Raw genomic sequence first — 17,563 nt, forward strand, 5'->3', positions numbered from 1 at the left:
TTCAACTTTCAAGTTTCGTACCTCCTTAAGTTACTTTTGGACTCTGACTCCTTGTACATTGATGTTTACTTTTTTTACATTCATACCTGTTAGATGTTCTATATTGTACTTTACTTTTTCAATGATATTGTTGGCTACAACAGAGATCCTTGTACCAAACTCCACGATAACGAATAGCTCAATAGTAATTTCATCACTTTCTGTAACTACTTTCACCCCTTTACTGGAATGTTCTCTTTTTAAAAGTTCCACTAAGCCTCCTGCAGCAGATTTTGCCGCCATCCCTACCAATCCATAACACTCCATAGCTGAAGCACCGGCTATAGAAGCTAATACATGATCATCAATAACAATTGTGCCAATGTCATTTGTTAATTTTCCTGGCATTAGTTACCCTCCTTCGATATTTCTATCTATAAAATAATATTTCAAATATTTTTTCCTTATAGTATAGAATAATGTATGTAATTCCTCAAATTGTACATAAAATGTATATAACTATTGTATATGAATCTATAAAATAGTTCAATAAAAAACAAGTTTACATTTTTTATTGAATTATTTTCATATTTTCATTGCAAAATCCCTAGTAATATGTTAATATTATAATGTTTTTAAAGCTTGAACATGAGCTTGAAGGAGGTGTTCATAATGGCAAGAGTATGTGAAATATGCGAAAAAGGAAAAGTACATGGCAATCAGGTCAGCCACTCCAACCGTCATAGCAAAAGAACTTGGTTACCTAACTTAAGAAGAGTAAGAGCTATCGTTGATGGTACGCCTAAAAGAATTAACGTATGTACAAGATGCTTACGTTCTGGTAAAGTAGAAAGAGCTATATAAATAAAAAAAGCCACCTAAATCGGGTAGGCTTTTTTTGCTTTAAAAGTGATAAATCACAATTCCTACAATCATGCACATAAAAGCAAATATAAAAATCCATAATGTAAAGGGGATTACATAAAGAAATATACAAAAACCTACTATAAATATCACTAAACCAATGAGTTTTGATAAAGACGTTCTTCGCTTCCTTCGAAACATCGAATCACCTGCCTAAGTTCATTATTATTAATATCATATTCAAAAAAAACAAAAATGCTACTGAATCATGAAAAATTCAATAGCATTTTTTTATTCTTTATACTTAATTTAAGTATTCATTCTTTTGATTTTATAACTAATAACACACCTTCTTTAAGAGAGATCACAGCCTCTTTTTGTATAAAGACATTACTGATTCCTAAAGTACTGCCTTGATCTATGTCTCTATCCTTTAGAGGGTATTCTAAACCTTCAAGAGTAACACCTTTAACAGGATTGGTCAAAGGAATAATGGAAATGTGCTCTCCTATCTCTCCTTGTACATAAATTCTGCTATTGGTAATGGTAATATAGCTGTTTTCATCTACTATTTTTCCTTCTACTCCCTGCTGCAAAATTCTCCATAACAGCATGATATTGCCTATACTGTGATCCTGCCTTGATCCTAGGGCTCCGATCATGGTAATACTTTTAGGGTTTAATTGAAAGGCATATTCCAATGCCAGTTCTGTATCTGTCTGGTCCTTTCTAGAGGGGAACTTCTCATATTGTACTTTATTTTCCTTCATCCATAGTAAATCTTCAGAATCGATAGAATCAAAGTCTCCCACCAATAAATTAGGGACAACATTTATTTTTCTTAAGTACTTAGCCGCACCATCAGCACATATAAGGTATTTATTTTTGATGATGTTTTCAATATAGGCCAAGTTGTCAATATTTCCATTAGCAATAATAACAATCTCCATAATCTTCCTCACTATTTAGCATTTCTTCTGATTTCTTTTACGGTGGCTTCCATATCTACACTGTTGAAAACAGCAGATCCTGCAACAAGAACATTGGCTCCAGCCTCAGTCACTAAGCCAACATTGTCTGGCTTAATGCCTCCATCTACTTGAATATCTAAATCTAGTTTTTTTTTGTTAATCATCCCTCTTAATTCTTTAATCTTATTCAGCATACCAGGAATAAAAGACTGTCCCCCAAAACCAGGGTTTACTGTCATAATCAGTACCATATCTAGATCCTCTAATACATATTCAATATCTGTTAATGGTGTGGCAGGGTTAAGGGCCACTGCAGCTTTAATACCATAGCTTTTTATATGTTGTATGGTACGGTGCAAGTGTCTGCATGCCTCACTGTGAACGGATATAATATCTGCCCCTGCCTTGACAAAGTCCCCAATATACTGATCTGGATTTTCTATCATTAAATGCACATCAAAGGGCATTTTGGTTTTCTCCTTTAAGCTTTGCACGATGGGGGGCCCTAATGTAATATTGGGCACAAAGTGTCCGTCCATTACATCAATATGCAATAAATCACATCCAACTTCTTCTACCCTTTTTACCTCATTAGCTAAATTTGCAAAATCTGCTGCTAGTATAGAAGGGGCTAATTTTATCATTTGTTAAAACCTCCTATTGCTTTTAATTTCCTGTAAAAATTGTTGATAACTATTATGACGTTCCTCTGCTATCAGGTTTTTCTGCAAAGCGTTTTTTATACCACATTTTGGTTCATCAATATGCTGACAGGAGGAAAATTTACATTCCTCCCTATATTCATTAAATTCCGGAAAGTATAAAGCTAAGTCTTCTGCTTCCATAAAATCTAGACTTAGAGCACTAAACCCTGGAGTATCTACCACCCAACTGTTTTTTTCAATAGCAATTAACTCCGCGTGTCTTGTGGTATGTTTACCCCTGGCTGTCTTCACACTGATTTCACCGGTTTTCAATTGCAGTTCTGGATGCACTTTATTTAACAATGTGGATTTTCCTACCCCTGATGGTCCTGCAAAAACACTGGTATTTCCAATCAGTACCTCCTTTAAATCAGCTATGCCTACATCCCTCTTAACACTAGTTAACAATACCTTATAACCAATAGCACGATATCTATCTACAATCGGAAGATAGTCTTCCTCAGCTAGCAAATCTACTTTGTTAAAACAAATAACAACTTCTAATTCCTCACTTTCTGCCAGCACTAAAAAACGATCTAGCAGCATGATATTTGGCTCTGGTTGAGTAACAGCAAAGACGATGATCGCTTGATTTACATTTGCAACAGTAGGACGGATTAACTCCGTACTTCTTTCCATTATTTTTTCCATAACTCCTAATTTCTTCTGTTCATCTGTAATAGAGATTTCTACATAGTCTCCTACTAAAGGTGTAATCTTCATCTGCCTAAATATACCCCTAGCTTTACATTCATAGGTTTCCCCATCGACATCGACATAGTAAAACCCGCCTATTCCCTTTATCAACCGACCTCTTTTCATTCATTCCCTCCTAAAAGTTTATCTTAGTACAATATTATTCTTATGTTTTTGGGCATTTACAAACAGTTCAAATTCTTGTTTTGCATAACCAGTGAGAGGGACTACTACCGTATGCCCGTCTTTATCCAAGTCGTGCTTTCTTTTATATACCTCTTCTCCATCAGATACCCTCTTGATGGCAATTTCCACAATCCCGCTATGACCTGGTAATTGTATCCTTACATTTTGAGTAGATAAAGTTGCTGACGCGCTTTGGTCCTCCTCTGGTGTTTCTGGTGTTTCATCTTCTGGTGGTGTTACATCCTCCGGCTCATCGATTACTTCTGGTCCTGTACTTATCGTTAAATTAACCACTGCATTTTGTGCTATCGGCGTTTCTGGAGGAATACTTTGGAAGATCACACGACCTTCTGCATGTTCGTTGCTAGGTGCTTCTGTAATAGCACCTATTTGTAATTGCAACTGTCTTAATGTGGCTTCAGCACTTTCCCTAGTATTGCCTACTACATTAGGCATTGGAAAAGTAACTACTTGAGGCCCTTTGCTGATAACATAATCCACCGTAGATCCTGCCGGTACTGAAGACCCTGCTCTAGGATTTTGCTCTATTACAACACCAATAGGAAATTCGCTAAAATTTTCTGTAACACGCCCTTCACTCAACCCCTCATTTCTTAGCATCAAGGGGGCGTTTGCTGCCTCTTTAAATCGCAAGTCCGGCACCTGTGCCATATCTGGACCTGCACTTACCACTACTCTGATGGGATAGCCCTTCTTTACCTTCATACCAGCATCAGTTTCCTGATTAATAATTTCATTTTTTGGTACTTCCGTACTATTTATAGACCTTTCACTTAATTCTAAGCCTAATTGGCTAGCCATTTCTCTAGCTTCGAGAATATCCTTGCCTACTAAACTTGGAACCTGCACATCTTCTGTTCTGAAAAAGTTTAAGTTACTCACATAAAAAAGTCCAAACATAAATAACAATGCTGCAATTAAAGCAGCCGCAACTGCAGCAGCAATCATTAGCTTATTATTACCTTTTTTATTTTTAGGCAATGGTGCCTTAGGTGTCTCAATATCTTCTTCCTTAATACGAGGTATGATCTGCGTAGGTGAGTCTTCATGATTGATCATCATCGTCATCTCACTACTAACAACATCTTCCTTTAATTTACCTAAATTTTCTATTAAACTTTGTGTATTTTGATACCTGGAGGCTTGATCCTTCTGCATCAGTTTTAGTATAATTTCCTCTAAAGACTTAGAAATTTCTGGAATAATCTCCGAGGGAGGAACCGGCTCCTGCTGAATATGCTTTAATGCTACTGCTATAGGACTTTCCCCTTCAAAAGGTACTTTTCCTGTAGCCATTTCGTACATAACAATCCCCAATGAGTATAAGTCGGATTTTTCATCTGTATACCCACCTCTGGCCTGCTCTGGTGAAAAATAGTGAACAGAGCCTATAACACTACCCATATTGGTAATGGTAGAAGAAGTGGCAGCAATAGCAATCCCAAAATCTGTTACCTTTGCTCTATTATCTTCTGTGACTAGAATATTATGGGGTTTAATATCTCTATGAACTACATGGTTATAATGGGCATGTTGCAAGGCTGAAGCTATTTGCTTTGTATAATTAATAATTTCATGCAAAGTTAATATGCCCTTTTCCTTTATTACTTCCTTTAAAGTTTTTCCCTTGACATACTCCATAACAATATAGTAAATATCATCTTCTTCTCCAACATCATACAGATTTACAATATTCGGATGGGACAAGCTTGCAGCGGCTTGAGATTCCCTCTTGAACTTTTCTATAATGTCTTTATCACTAGTAAATTCTGATCTTAATATTTTTACCGCTACGTATCTATTTAATAAGTTGCACTTGGCCTTATAAACTAAAGCCATACCGCCGCCTCCGACTTTTTCAACAATTTCATATCGACCACCTAGTATTTTGCCAATCATACTTTTCACCTACCTTCTAAACCAGTGGGACTGTTTTTTGCAATAACTACTGTAATATTATCGTACCCACCTCGTTGATTTGCTAAGGAAACTAGCTTGTTACACCCTTCCACACAATCCTTCATTTCTAGTAAGATATTTTGGAGCTCGTAGTTGTCAACAAAGTTTGTCAGACCATCCGTACATAATAAAAGAAGGTCTCCTTCATAGAAATCTATAGAAAAAATATCTACCTTTACTTTTTTATCAGCACCTAACGATCTAGTAATAATGTTTTTCTGAGGATGTTTCATCGCTTCTCTTTCTGTTATACTTCCATTTCTCACTAATTCTGCCACTAAGGAGTGGTCTTGCGTTATTTGTTCTAGCTCTCCATTTCTCAAAATATAAGCCCTGCTATCACCAATATGCCCTATATACACCTTATCTTTCATCATTAAAACCATGGTAGCAGTAGTCCCCATACCTTCGCAATTAAAGTCTTCTATTGACTTGCTATATATTTCTTTGTTTGCCCTGTGAAAAGCCTCAAAGATAATCCCCTCCACGGATGGCTTCTCCAGTTCTTCTGTGATAAACTGGCTAATATGCTCTTTTATTGTATTTATCGCTATAAAACTAGCCACTTCCCCACTTTTATGTCCTCCCATACCGTCCGCCACCATATATAGTTTGATATCTTTTTCATAAATACAATAATTATCTTCATTAATTTCTCTTACCTTTCCAATATCAGTAATTGCCGCTACTGTCACTTGACTCCCCTCCCATCCAAATACATATTCGACATGTTTATCCCAAACCCTCCATAAATTTACATTCTTGATTTTCTACTTTTCCATTTCTTTACTTAAGTAGTTATTTCGCAGCTGGCCACAGGCTGCATTGATATCTGCACCCATTTCTCTCCGTATAGTAGCTTCAACCCCTTGCATCTTTAAAACTTTTTGAAACCTTTTCACCTGATCTTCCCTAGGTTTTTGGAATTTCCCCTTTGTTACAATATTAACAGGTATCAGGTTTACATAGCATAACAATCCCTTTAACAATTGACCCAGTTGTTTTGCATGAACTTCTTCATCATTCACTTCTTTCACTAATGCATATTCAAAGGTGAGTCTTCTGTTGGTTTTTTGTAAGTAGTACTTACATGCTCCCATAAGATCTTTGATGGTGTATTTTTTTGCAATAGGCATCATTTTTTGTCTAATTTCGTCATTAGGTGCGTGAAGAGATATGGCTAGGTTAATAGGAATTTCTAGGTCCGCTAAATCTCTTATCTCAGGTACTAAACCACATGTAGACAATGTAATGTGCCGATTGCCAATATTGAGTCCTTCTTCACTATTGACGATTTCTAAAAATTTAATCACTTCCTTATAATTGTGCAATGGTTCGCCACTACCCATTAAAACAATGTTAGAAATTCTTTCACCTAAGTCTTGCTGCATTTGCAGAATTTGATCCATCATTTCTCCTGCTCTTAGATTTCTCACCAGCCCACCAATGGTAGATGCACAAAAACTACATCCCATAGTACAGCCTACTTGAGAAGATATACAGGCAGTAAGACCATGTTTATACTTCATTACCACTGCTTCTATAACATTTTTATCTTCTAAAATAAATAAGTATTTTGTTGTCCCATCTATTTTTGAAACCATCTTTTTCTCAACTTTTATATGGGTAATAAAAGTATTTTGCTGTAGGTTTTCTCTTAGGGTTTTTCCAATATTGGTCATGTCATCAAACTGTTTTATGCCTTTATTTACCCACTGAAAAATTTGCTTTCCCCTAAACTTCTTCTCTCCCATTTTTTCCAGCAGATCTTCTATTTCATCGATCCTTAAACTTAGTAAATCTATTTTTGTCAAACATATACCTCCTAACATTACATTTTACAACAAAACTATTTTTTCTTCAATTTACAAATAAAAAAACCATCCGTGCCATGAACATTAGGATATAACTGTATCATTTTCTCTTCATGACTTCCTGGAAGCATGGATGCGTACTGTTGGCTTATATCTATCAACTCATACTCTGAAGATATGTTTAGAAATTTTTCTATAACTTTATGATTTTCATTAGGATCAATGGTGCAAGTGCTGTACAGTAACTCCCCACCACTTTTTACATACTTGGAAGCATTTATAAGAATTTTTAATTGCATTTCTGTAATAACATCAATAACATCAGCTTCCTTACGATACTTGATTTCAGGCTTTCTTCTAATGATCCCTAGACCAGAACAAGGGGCGTCCACCAGTACTTTATCTGCTGTATTTAGCAGTTCATGGTCCAAATCTTTACCATTAAATTTTTCTACTTTGATGATATTTACACCTAATCTTTTAGCATTTTTTTCTACAAGACTTAGTTTATGCTGATGAATATCTCTAGCTAAAATTTTTCCTTTATTTTTCATTAGTTCAGCTATATGTGTGGTTTTTCCCCCCGGTGCACTGCATACGTCTATAATAAATTGGTCCTCTTTAGGGTCTAAAATTTTTGCTACCAACATAGAGCTAAAATCTTGAATATGTATAAAACCTTTTCTATAGATCTCTAATGTCTCCAGCTCACTAAATCCACCCTCTACAATTAAAGCTTCTGGAATAAGAGGACTTTTTTCTACTTTTATTTCATTTTTTAAAAGCAGCTGCAAAACTTCTTCTACAGTAATTTTTAATGTATTGACTCTTATATAGAGTTTAGGGGTTTCATTGTTTGTTTTTAAAAGGTCCTCAGTAAAATCTTCAGAAAAGTAGCTCAAAAATCTTTCTACCATCCATTGAGGGTGAGAATATTTGATGGATAGGTATTTGGAAAAATCCTTTTTCTTATCAGGCATTTTTATCTTTTCTTTACTTCTAATAATACTCCTTAATACACCATTAATAAATCCCGATGCTCTTTTACAATACTTCTTTGATAAATCCACTGATTCATTTACTGCAGCAAAATCTGGCACCTTGTCTAAAAAGAAAATTTGATAAATACTAAGGCGAAGTAGATTTAATGTCCACGGGTCCATTTTATTTAACTTCACTGTAGAAAACTGTTGAATAATATAATCAGCAAATATAAAATTTTCCAAAGTTCCATACACCAACTCTGTAATGAAATTTCTATCTAACTTATTATATTGTTGGCTTTTCAATTCATGATTTAATGCAATATTAGAATAAGCTTGATCTACATCAATCTTATATAAAACTTTTAATGCACTTTCTCTAGCATTCATCTAAGCAACCTCCTATTTTTACTTATTATATATCATTACAAAATTAATATAAATAAATTTTGTAATGATACATCCTTTTATATTTATTTTTACCAAAAAAGTAAAGGCGTTTTCACGCCTTTACTAACTTCTCCTATTTCTAATAGCTATTAACCTAAACAATTGTGCCAAAGCAGTTGCCATTGCCGCTACATAAGTTAGTGCTGCAGCCTTCAGCACCTTTTGAGAAGATCCGATTTCCTGGCTTGTAATAAAACCATTGCTATCCAATAGCCTTAAGGCTCTGCTACTGGCATTGAATTCTACTGGCAATGTTACTACTTGAAACAATACTGCTGCTGTATAGAGGAATATACCTAAATCGATTAAACCTACTGTATTAAAAATAAAACCACCAAATACAAAAATCCATGCCGCTGAAGAACCAAAGCTTGCCACTGGATAAATAGCATTTCTAAAGGTTAAGGGCACATATCCTCTAGCATGTTGTATAGCATGACCTACTTCATGGGCTGCTACACTGACAGAGGCAACAGAGTTTCCATAATAAACTTCTCTGGATAACCTCAAAATTCTTTTTCTTGGGTCATAGTGATCGGATAAATAACCTTTGGCCATTTCAACAGGTACATCTTTTAGACCATTTTGATCCAAAAGATTTCTGGCCACATCATAGCCAGAATAGCCTTTACGGGTAGGCACCCGCAAATATTTACTAAAGGTTGACTTCACCTTACTTTGTGCATATAAAGCGAATATAATTGCTGGAATCAAAAATACTATTGTCGTATCACCCAAACCATATAACATAGAACATCACTCCTTTATAAAGTGTGCAATTGCCTCCTCCACTTCTTTTATATCCACCTGCGTATTAATACAAGGTCCTTGAGGTCTCTTGTTTATAATAGCCAGTATAGGGATTTTTTTTACATCCATCAAGCCGCTGAACAAATCCCTCTCACAGGCAATAGCAATTACCGCCTTAGGTCTTAAATCCACAATCGTTTTTCTTGCCAAAGTCCCTCCTTTGACACTCCCACAGCTAAAGCAGTGGGATTCTTGAGTGATTAAACCGAAGTACATTTCTGCTATCGGAGTATGACCTCAAGCTTAGGGTATGCCATTACCCCTCCTAGAGCAGTACATATAGTACCCTAGGCTAGTAGACTTTTACCATCTACTACAGGTGCATTAATTATATTTATAGCACCTACTCTATCCCTATGTGTTTTAAAACCACAGGAGCATTTATATTTTCTATCTCTTGCTTTATTTAGTTTCTTACATTCAGGGCATATTTGAGAAGTGTATTTAGGATCAACATATTCAACCTTTATCCCCTTCAATAGTGCCTTATACTCTATGAATTGAGCTAGACGATAGAATGACCATGTATGTAGATTTTTTTCGTTTTTACGGCTTGTTCTTGCCGTGTTTCTGATATTCGTTAATTTTTCAAGCCGAATATCAGAAACATTATTATTTACTGCAAAATTAATTATTTCTCTACTTACTTTGTGGTCTTGGTCTGTCATCCAACGTTGTTCTTTATCATCAAGCTTTTTAATGACTTTAAGCTTCTTGGCTTTTCCAAGTTTTTTACGTTTCGCTTTATATTTACGTTTGACGTATTTATTTTGCCTACCGTTTCCAAAAAAAAACGTTTTTCCTGAATCGGTTACAGCTACAGCAGGAACTTTTAGGCCTAAGTCAACACCCATTACAACATCACCTTTAACTATATGAGATACTTTTTCAACACTTATTTGAGCGATATATTTATTGCTTTTCTTAGTTATACGCAATGCTCCCAAATGACCTTCTAGTTGTTTTAGCTGATAGTCTGTCATGATAGTTCTAGTTTGAATACGCTGCGATTTCCCATCTATAATAACGGGAAAACTAAGAATACCGTCTTTAAGTGAATAATTTTGATTATTCCATATACAGACAGGTTTTTTAAGGGTAGCTACATTGATTACTTTTTGTTTATCAGTAGGCAGTTTGGAATTAGCCTTGATAGCTTTCTTGTACTTAGTACAGATACTTTTGGCATCTCTAATAGATTGATTTTTCACTGCACTTGGCATATTTGCAAAAACATCTTTAGATGATAGCTTTACTCTTTCTTCTGATTGGAGCGTAGATGAAACAAGGCTATTAACAGTATGGATATATTCTTTTGATATAGATTCTATTAGTTGTACTTGTTCTTTTGTCAAAATAATATTAAATTTTACTGTTATCTGCATTGTTTCACCCCCTTGTTTTTTGTTCTTCAACATATCGTTTTATAGTTTCACTTGATACATTTCCTGCGGTAGATACAAAATAGCTTCTTGTCCAAAGACTTGGCAAATGTCGCAGATGTTTAAATTCCTGCCTTAATAATCGAGAAGTCACTCCTTTCACTTTTGCCATTATGTCTGCTGGACTTAAATGAGGAAGTGCATTGACAAAAAGATGGCAGTGGTCTTTATCACATTCTATTGCCAAAATTTCTATTTCAATGTCTTTACAAATCTCATTGAGAAGCTGTTTAAATTTTATTTCAACTTCTCCAACTAGAACTTTACGTCTGTACCTTGGACAGAAAACAAAATGATAGTTTATTAAAGATACTGTTGTTTGTGTTCTTCTATAATCTTGTCCCATATATTTATAGTATCAGTTTTAAACTGAAACTGCAACAAGAAGATTAAAAGAAACGCCTTTCATCCCACGATTGAAACCGTGGGCTTTCAGGCGAATTTACTGTAACAAGATGAAAGTGCAAATGGTATTTTTCTTTCAAAGCCATAAGATCATCTACATCACATTCGCCACATCTCTTACAGTTATAGATATCATTTGTAATCTTATGGGGACAAAAAGACTTTTGAATACAGTGAGGTGTTAGAATTAATATATCCTCTCCTTTAAAATCATATACCCCACTTAAAATTAATCGATTGTTTAAGTCTGTATAGGCTCTTCTAATCATGTTTTTGTCATACTTTAAGGTTCTTCCTAAAATCATGATAAAAGGATAAGAAAACCCTATAAACATCTCCATCACGCTTTTAATAACAAAAGGTATTGTCTTTTTCTTCCATAGCATGATGACGGCATAAATCGTTAGAGCTATGGATAGGCTAAATATTATTAGCAATACCATACTACTTAAAATAATCAGTTGATAAAAAAGTGTGCTTCCTTTGAAGGCTAGCCAGAACAATAGACCCAGCAGGGTTAGTACAAACATCAACATAATCGCTAATAAAAGAGTAAACGCTTTTCCTGAAGCATCTTTTGTAAAACCTTTTTTTAACTCCATACTATCCTCTACCCAATACGACGTTTTTTTCTATGGTGTTTCCTACTAAAAAATCTTTAACACTTAGGCGTTTTCCTCCACTAAACTGTACCTCTTCTATGACCAATAGATCTTTTCCCGTGGCTACATAGATTTTGTCCTTCAGTACTTCTACAATTTTTCCCGGTTCATGACTTATCTCATCAGTCATTACACTGCTTTTCCAAATCTTCATTGTTTTCCCTAAGTAAGTGGTATAAGACATGGGCCATGGAATTGTCCCTCTTATTAAATTATGAATTTCCTCAGCTGTTTTATGCCATTGAATTTCTCCTAATTCCTTTGTCAGCATAGGGGCGTAGCTGGACAATTCCTCTCTTTGTTTTTCTCTAGGTGCGTTTCCTTGCCTTATTTGTATTAACGTTTTTTTAAGAAGATCGCCGCCTACAAGTGCCAGACGATGGTATAGCTCTCCTGCAGTCTCATTTTCACCTATAGAAACTTCTTCCTTCAAGATCATATCTCCTGTATCTAGACCTTCCTCCATATACATGGTGGTAATCCCTGTTGTTTTTTCTCCATGAATGATGGCCCACTGTATAGGTCCTGCCCCTCGATACTTTGGCAAAAGGGAACCATGTACATTAATACAACCCAAAGCTGGAATTTCCAGCACTTCTTTTGTCAATATTTGACCGTAAGCCACCACCACAATTACATCAGGATTCATTTCCTTGATAAGCTCTACTGTCTTTATATCCTTTAACGAACTAGGCTGGAATACCTGCAAGTTATGCTCTAATGCTTTTTCCTTTATTGGAGGCATCGCCAGCTTCTTCCCTCTTCCCTTTGGCCTGTCTGGTTGAGTGAAAACCCCTACAACATTATAATTTTCTTCTATTAATGCCTCTAAAGACGGTACTGCAAAGTCTGGTGTACCCATAAAAACGATCCTCACCGTCATCACCCCTATTCATTTTTCATTCTATCTATAAACAAAATTCCATTTAGATGATCAATTTCATGACACAAAGCCCTGGCCAATAAGCCACTTCCTTCTATAAAAACTTCTTGACCTTCCCTATTTAACCCCTTTACCTTTACATTTTTAGGTCGTATAACTTCTCCTGAGCTGTTAGGTAAACTTAAACACCCTTCTGTTTCACACTGATTCCCTATTTCTTCTACGATTTCAGGGTTTATCAGTTCTATAAGTCCTTCTCCCACATCAATAATAACTATCCGCTTTAAAATCCCTATTTGTGGAGCAGCTAAGCCAACCCCATCGGCATCATACATGGTTTCTATCATATCATCTAATAGTATATGGATTTTTTCATCAATTTTCTCTACCTTTTTTGATATTTTCCTTAAAACAGGATCATCATCTTGTCTAATTATTCTAATCGCCATAATTTTCCTCCTAATCATATCTACATAATATATAAAGGATCGATATCAATCCCAACCGTAACCTTTGAAGAAACAAATTTTTGTCTATGATCTATTAATAAATATTTTACAATAGATTTTAATAATGTATAGGGTACCCCATGATCCTTTAATAGTATTTGGTATCTATATTTTTCCTTAATTTTTGCAATCATAGCAGGATTAGGTCCCAATACAACTTCATCATACTCTGTGTAACCTTTGGCTTTTAGTATATACTTTATATTATTCGTAATTTTTTGCGAAATTGTGTATACTTCATCTAGATTTTTGCTACTAAAACTAATATGAATCAGTTGTACAAAAGGTGGATAAAGAAATTCTTTTCTAAGATTCAGTTCTTCCTTATAAAAACTATTGTAGTCATGTTTTGATGCTGTAAAGATGCTATAGTGTTCTGGACTATGGGTTTGAAGGACTACTCTTCCTTCCTCTAATCCTCTACCAGCCCTTCCTGCTACCTGCGTAACCAATTGAAACGTTCTCTCTGAGGCTCTAAAGTCTGGTAAGTTTAATGTTGCATCAGCAGCAATAATACCAACCAATGTTACATTAGGAAAGTCCAGTCCTTTGGAAATCATCTGGGTACCTATAAGTATATCTATTTTTTCCTTTTTAAAATCCTCTAAAATTCTTTGGTGTGAGCCTTTTACACTTGTTGAATCCATATCCATCCTTGAAATAACCGCCTCGGGAAAATAAGATGCTATTAAGCTCTCTATTTTTTGTGTTCCTACGCCAAAATAGTTTATTTCAGGATCTGAACAGGAGGGGCAAACTTTAGGTATATCCTCCTTTTCTCCGCAGTAATGACACTGTAAATTCTTCATGGTTTTGTGATAAGTCATCGTAATATCACAGCGTCTACATTTTACTACATAACCACATTGAGGGCAAGAGATGAAGGTAGCATATCCTCTTCGATTCAGAAATAATATGGTTTGTTTTTTGTTTTTCAAATTTTCTTGTATCAAAAAATACAACCGTCTGCTTAAGATTCCTTTGTTACCTTCATCTAATTCGTTTTTCATATCTATTACTTCAACTTCCGGCAATAGAGCATTGGTGGCTCGTTTTGTCAGCGTGAACAAAGAAAATTCTCCTTTGCTTGCTTTATAATAACTCTCCATAGAAGGTGTCGCTGAACCCAAAACAACAATAGCATCTTCTTCTCTACTTCGATAGTTTGCCACTTCAACAGCATGATACTTAGGATTGGTTTCTGATTTATAGGTATGTTCATGCTCTTCATCTATAATAATCATTCCTAGGTTTTTAAAAGGAGCAAAAATAGCAGATCTGGCTCCTATCACGATATTTACTTTTTCTTCAATAATTTTTCTCCATTCGTCAAATCGTTCTCCCTCTGACAGGTTACTGTGGAGTACCGCAATACCATCTCCAAATCTTCCGTAAAACCTTTCTACCGTCTGAGGAGTTAAGGCTATTTCAGGTACTAAAATAATCCCTTGCTTTCCTTTTTTTAAAACTTCTTCCATGAGTTGTAGGTAAATTTCTGTTTTTCCACTACCGGTAATCCCATGAATCAAAAAGGTTTTTGTTTTCTCCTGATGAATATCTGCTGTAATTTCCTGAATCACCTTATTTTGTTCTAGATTTGCCGCCATTTTAGGCAAATTTTCAAAGGCTACATTTTTATAAGGATCTCTCTTATATTCCTTCTCTATGATTACCACATAACCTTTTTCCACTAAAGTATTTAGTGGTGCTCTGGTGACTTTCAATTGATCCATTAGTTCCTTGACAGTACACATTTTATGCTGTTTTAAAAATAATATGATTTCTTGCTGCCTTTTTGCATTTTTCAAAGAATTTATTATGTTTTCTATTTCTGTTTCCTTTAAATTTAATTTTGCATACTGTTGGGTTTGTATTTTTACCCTAGAAGAAACTTCATAATCTATTTTAATCATATTTTTTTCTTCCATTAATTTTAGTACAGTGCTTAAGTTTTTTATAGAAAGTCTGCTATACAGCTTATCTAAGGTACTCTTACCCCCTAGACTCTCTAGTGTATCTAGAAATTCAACCTGATTCTTAGCGTTGCTACTAATACTTTTTTTCCAGTCTTCTTCTATTAAATGTACGATCTTTTTCTCTATATTCACAATACCAGCAGGAAGGATACAATGGATGGCATCTATATATTTACAGAGATACTTGTTTTTTAACCAGACGATCAACTTAATTTGTTTTTTATTTAATATCGGCTCATCCTCTATAGGATAGAGAAGCTCTTTGAGAGGATATTGAAGTTCTTCTTCTGCTGTTTTTATATTTAATACGTAGGCTTCTAACTTCTTGTTCCCCATACCAAAGGGAACCATGACCCTCATGCCTTCTTTTATTATCTCCAGCAGGTGTTCTGGAATTTTATAGTCAAATATTTTATCCATTTGCAAACTTGTATGATTTACTATTACTTGAGCTACATATTTTTTTTCCTTCACTCCATCACCTCCTGATATAGCTAAGCAAGTTCAAACTTTCATTTTGATATACACGGTCTACGGTTTCACCCCAAAACCGTGGGCTGCAAATGTAGCCCTTAGTATATCAAAATTAAGTCCTAATGTTGTTTATCTATATAAAAATTTTAATGTTCTCTCATAAGCATTAACTTAAGCTAATTTTTCTAAAAACCCTGTGGATTTGTCATCTTGAGCATAGTGAAAGATCTTGAAATAACGAAGAGTTTTCTTATATCCATTATATCAAATTTTAATTAAAATAAAAAATCCTGCATAAAAAATCTGTATCCAAATAAGCGGTTACTTTTTCAGTACCTTCTTAAAACAGGATACAGACTTTCATTTGTTAAAACAGTTGCTTCACCTTATCCAAAATATGATGAGCTATTTCTAATTTAGAAGATCTATCAATCTTTGTTATATTATCATTTTTATCAATTAAATAGACAATGTTGGTATCTGTACCAAACCCAGCTCCTTCTTGAGTAACATCATTTGCCACAATAAAATCTAGATTTTTCTTTAAAATTTTCCCTTTTGCATATTCTATAACATGATCTGTCTCTGCTGCAAAGCCTACTAATATTTTTTCTTTCTTTATCTGTCCAAGTTCAAACAAAATATCAGGATTTCTCACCAAGGTCAGCGTTAAATCGCCCTCTTGCTTTTTAATCTTTTTTTCTGCACTATATTGGGGGCGATAGTCCGCCACAGCAGCAGATTTAATAATAACCTCCTGATGAGGAAAATGCTTCATAACAGCATCGTACATATCTAAGGTGCTTTTTATAGGAACAAATTCAACATTAGAAGGGGGAGAAAGCTTTGTTGGTCCTGATATTAAAGTAACATCAGCACCTCTTTTACTAGCGGCTTCAGCTAAGGCATAACCCATTTTTCCACTGGAGTGATTTGTAATAAATCGCACTGGGTCAATGGCCTCCATCGTTGGGCCAGCGGTAATCAATACTTTTTTTCCTTCTAGGTCTCTTTTCTCTTTTGCAATTTCAAGAATAAATTCAATAATTTTATCAACCTCTGCTAGTTTTCCCTCACCTATATCACCACAAGCTAATCTGCCGGAGGCTGGAGGAATAAAGCTATATCCCAGGGTCTTTAGCTTTTCAATATTGGATTGAAAAATGACGTTCTGGTACATCTTCGTATTCATGGCTGGAGCAAAAACAACCTTTGCAGTAGAAGCCATAATGGTGGTAGATAACATATCATCAGCAATGCCATGGGCTACTTTACCAATAATATTGGCTGTAGCAGGTGCTACTAAAAGAATATCTGCTTTTTGTGCCAAAGATATATGTTCTATATCCCAGTATCTAGGACTTTCAAAAAGCTCTGTAATCACTGGATTTTGACTAAGGGCTTGCAGGGTATGGGGCTGAAGAAAGGCCATAGCAGATTTCGTCATAATTACATTCACATTTGCCTGAAGTTTTTTTAATCTACTGACAATATCACAGGCTTTATAAGCAGCAATTCCACCTGTAACCCCTAATACAATGTTTTTTCCCTTTAGCATTATAATTAAACCTTATGATCTTCCGCAGGTTCGTAGGTAACCATATCCTCTACAATTTCCTGCGTTGCTATAGAAACTGGTCTTAATGAAGCCGCTCTCACCTTAGGTTCATTGCCATCTATAAGCTGTCTAGCCCTTTTAGCTACCGCCACCACTAAAGTATATCGGCTATCTACTTTTTTCATCAAATCATTGGTTGATGGGTATAACATATCGA

19 protein-coding genes are annotated in these 17,563 nt (G+C 35.1%); 1 reads left to right on the forward strand and 18 read right to left on the reverse strand.

Annotated features, from left to right (window positions below):
* Positions 1-30: 30 nt before the first annotated feature.
* Positions 31-387, reverse strand: coding sequence for an Asp23/Gls24 family envelope stress response protein (locus CACET_RS10165; RefSeq protein ID WP_044825989.1), 357 nt, complete (start codon positions 385-387; stop codon positions 31-33).
* Positions 388-651: 264 nt separating this feature from the next.
* Between CACET_RS10165 and rpmB the strand changes: the two genes are divergently transcribed.
* The gene (rpmB, locus tag CACET_RS10170; RefSeq protein WP_044825990.1) at positions 652-843 is read left to right on the forward strand and encodes a 50S ribosomal protein L28; all 192 of its coding nucleotides are present in this window, start codon (positions 652-654) and stop codon (positions 841-843) included.
* A gap of 317 nt (positions 844-1,160) precedes the next feature.
* On the opposite strand, the gene CACET_RS10175 is transcribed toward rpmB, so the two are convergent.
* The 17 genes from CACET_RS10175 to rpoZ all read right to left on the reverse strand — a co-directional run bounded on the left by CACET_RS10175 (position 1,161) and on the right by rpoZ (position 17,558).
* A complete protein-coding gene (locus tag CACET_RS10175; RefSeq protein ID WP_044825991.1) occupies positions 1,161-1,793 on the reverse strand; it encodes a thiamine diphosphokinase in 633 nt (210 codons plus the stop codon).
* An 11-nt stretch (positions 1,794-1,804) separates the two neighbouring features.
* Positions 1,805-2,458: a ribulose-phosphate 3-epimerase gene (gene rpe, locus CACET_RS10180; protein WP_044825992.1), complete on the reverse strand. Its 654-nt coding sequence runs from the start codon at positions 2,456-2,458 to the stop codon at positions 1,805-1,807.
* Between the two features lie 3 nt (positions 2,459-2,461).
* The gene (gene rsgA, locus CACET_RS10185; RefSeq protein ID WP_044825993.1) at positions 2,462-3,340 is read right to left on the reverse strand and encodes a ribosome small subunit-dependent GTPase A; all 879 of its coding nucleotides are present in this window, start codon (positions 3,338-3,340) and stop codon (positions 2,462-2,464) included.
* Positions 3,341-3,358: 18 nt separating this feature from the next.
* A complete protein-coding gene (gene pknB, locus CACET_RS10190; RefSeq protein ID WP_044825994.1) occupies positions 3,359-5,320 on the reverse strand; it encodes a Stk1 family PASTA domain-containing Ser/Thr kinase in 1,962 nt (653 codons plus the stop codon).
* Between the two features lie 5 nt (positions 5,321-5,325).
* Positions 5,326-6,075, reverse strand: a complete 750-nt coding sequence (locus CACET_RS10195; RefSeq protein ID WP_044825995.1) for a Stp1/IreP family PP2C-type Ser/Thr phosphatase — start codon at positions 6,073-6,075, stop codon at positions 5,326-5,328.
* A gap of 75 nt (positions 6,076-6,150) precedes the next feature.
* The gene (rlmN, locus tag CACET_RS10200) at positions 6,151-7,194 is read right to left on the reverse strand and encodes a dual-specificity RNA methyltransferase RlmN (protein WP_341409796.1); all 1,044 of its coding nucleotides are present in this window, start codon (positions 7,192-7,194) and stop codon (positions 6,151-6,153) included.
* Between the two features lie 35 nt (positions 7,195-7,229).
* Positions 7,230-8,567 (reverse strand): 16S rRNA (cytosine(967)-C(5))-methyltransferase RsmB, encoded by a 1,338-nt coding sequence (gene rsmB, locus CACET_RS10205; protein ID WP_044825997.1) that lies wholly within the window; start codon positions 8,565-8,567, stop codon positions 7,230-7,232.
* 123 nt (positions 8,568-8,690) lie between these two features.
* Positions 8,691-9,377: a zinc metallopeptidase gene (locus tag CACET_RS10210; protein WP_044825998.1), complete on the reverse strand. Its 687-nt coding sequence runs from the start codon at positions 9,375-9,377 to the stop codon at positions 8,691-8,693.
* A gap of 6 nt (positions 9,378-9,383) precedes the next feature.
* Entirely contained in the window at positions 9,384-9,653 is a 270-nt protein-coding gene (locus CACET_RS10215; RefSeq protein ID WP_082058290.1) for a DUF116 domain-containing protein, read from the reverse strand.
* Positions 9,654-9,724: 71 nt separating this feature from the next.
* A complete protein-coding gene (locus CACET_RS10220) occupies positions 9,725-10,822 on the reverse strand; it encodes an RNA-guided endonuclease InsQ/TnpB family protein (protein WP_201774978.1) in 1,098 nt (365 codons plus the stop codon).
* A 4-nt stretch (positions 10,823-10,826) separates the two neighbouring features.
* On the reverse strand, positions 10,827-11,225 hold the full coding sequence (gene tnpA / locus CACET_RS10225; RefSeq protein WP_044826404.1) for an IS200/IS605 family transposase: 399 nt from the start codon (positions 11,223-11,225) through the stop codon (positions 10,827-10,829).
* A 43-nt stretch (positions 11,226-11,268) separates the two neighbouring features.
* Positions 11,269-11,886, reverse strand: a complete 618-nt coding sequence (locus tag CACET_RS10230; protein ID WP_053072942.1) for a DUF116 domain-containing protein — start codon at positions 11,884-11,886, stop codon at positions 11,269-11,271.
* Position 11,887: 1 nt separating this feature from the next.
* A complete protein-coding gene (gene fmt / locus CACET_RS10235) occupies positions 11,888-12,823 on the reverse strand; it encodes a methionyl-tRNA formyltransferase (RefSeq protein ID WP_044825138.1) in 936 nt (311 codons plus the stop codon).
* Positions 12,824-12,834: 11 nt separating this feature from the next.
* Positions 12,835-13,278 (reverse strand): peptide deformylase, encoded by a 444-nt coding sequence (def, locus tag CACET_RS10240; protein WP_044825137.1) that lies wholly within the window; start codon positions 13,276-13,278, stop codon positions 12,835-12,837.
* Between the two features lie 20 nt (positions 13,279-13,298).
* Positions 13,299-15,788, reverse strand: coding sequence for a primosomal protein N' (gene priA / locus CACET_RS10245; protein WP_052661462.1), 2,490 nt, complete (start codon positions 15,786-15,788; stop codon positions 13,299-13,301).
* A gap of 367 nt (positions 15,789-16,155) precedes the next feature.
* Positions 16,156-17,346, reverse strand: a complete 1,191-nt coding sequence (gene coaBC / locus CACET_RS10250; protein ID WP_044825136.1) for a bifunctional phosphopantothenoylcysteine decarboxylase/phosphopantothenate--cysteine ligase CoaBC — start codon at positions 17,344-17,346, stop codon at positions 16,156-16,158.
* A 5-nt stretch (positions 17,347-17,351) separates the two neighbouring features.
* A complete protein-coding gene (gene rpoZ, locus CACET_RS10255; RefSeq protein WP_044825135.1) occupies positions 17,352-17,558 on the reverse strand; it encodes a DNA-directed RNA polymerase subunit omega in 207 nt (68 codons plus the stop codon).
* Positions 17,559-17,563 lie beyond the last annotated feature (5 nt).

Source organism: Clostridium aceticum (assembly GCF_001042715.1).
GTDB classification, from domain to species: Bacteria; Bacillota; Clostridia; order Peptostreptococcales; family Natronincolaceae; genus Andreesenella; species Andreesenella acetica.

What these genes read in the sequence shown, in the direction of transcription:
- rpe (WP_044825992.1), bottom strand. Translation starts at nt 2,458, where the DNA reads ATGATAAAATTAGCCCCTTCTATACTAGCAGCAGATTTTGCAAATTTA.
- coaBC (WP_044825136.1), bottom strand. Translation starts at nt 17,346, where the DNA reads ATGCTAAAGGGAAAAAACATTGTATTAGGGGTTACAGGTGGAATTGCT.
- CACET_RS10215 (WP_082058290.1), bottom strand. Translation starts at nt 9,653, where the DNA reads ATGTACTTCGGTTTAATCACTCAAGAATCCCACTGCTTTAGCTGTGGG.
- rsmB (WP_044825997.1), bottom strand. Translation starts at nt 8,567, where the DNA reads ATGAATGCTAGAGAAAGTGCATTAAAAGTTTTATATAAGATTGATGTA.
- rpmB (WP_044825990.1), top strand. Translation starts at nt 652, where the DNA reads ATGGCAAGAGTATGTGAAATATGCGAAAAAGGAAAAGTACATGGCAAT.
- CACET_RS10230 (WP_053072942.1), bottom strand. Translation starts at nt 11,886, where the DNA reads ATGGAGTTAAAAAAAGGTTTTACAAAAGATGCTTCAGGAAAAGCGTTT.
- rpoZ (WP_044825135.1), bottom strand. Translation starts at nt 17,558, where the DNA reads ATGTTATACCCATCAACCAATGATTTGATGAAAAAAGTAGATAGCCGA.
- tnpA (WP_044826404.1), bottom strand. Translation starts at nt 11,225, where the DNA reads ATGGGACAAGATTATAGAAGAACACAAACAACAGTATCTTTAATAAAC.
- pknB (WP_044825994.1), bottom strand. Translation starts at nt 5,320, where the DNA reads ATGATTGGCAAAATACTAGGTGGTCGATATGAAATTGTTGAAAAAGTC.
- def (WP_044825137.1), bottom strand. Translation starts at nt 13,278, where the DNA reads ATGGCGATTAGAATAATTAGACAAGATGATGATCCTGTTTTAAGGAAA.
- CACET_RS10210 (WP_044825998.1), bottom strand. Translation starts at nt 9,377, where the DNA reads ATGTTATATGGTTTGGGTGATACGACAATAGTATTTTTGATTCCAGCA.
- CACET_RS10165 (WP_044825989.1), bottom strand. Translation starts at nt 387, where the DNA reads ATGCCAGGAAAATTAACAAATGACATTGGCACAATTGTTATTGATGAT.
- CACET_RS10220 (WP_201774978.1), bottom strand. Translation starts at nt 10,822, where the DNA reads ATGCAGATAACAGTAAAATTTAATATTATTTTGACAAAAGAACAAGTA.
- rsgA (WP_044825993.1), bottom strand. Translation starts at nt 3,340, where the DNA reads ATGAAAAGAGGTCGGTTGATAAAGGGAATAGGCGGGTTTTACTATGTC.
- CACET_RS10175 (WP_044825991.1), bottom strand. Translation starts at nt 1,793, where the DNA reads ATGGAGATTGTTATTATTGCTAATGGAAATATTGACAACTTGGCCTAT.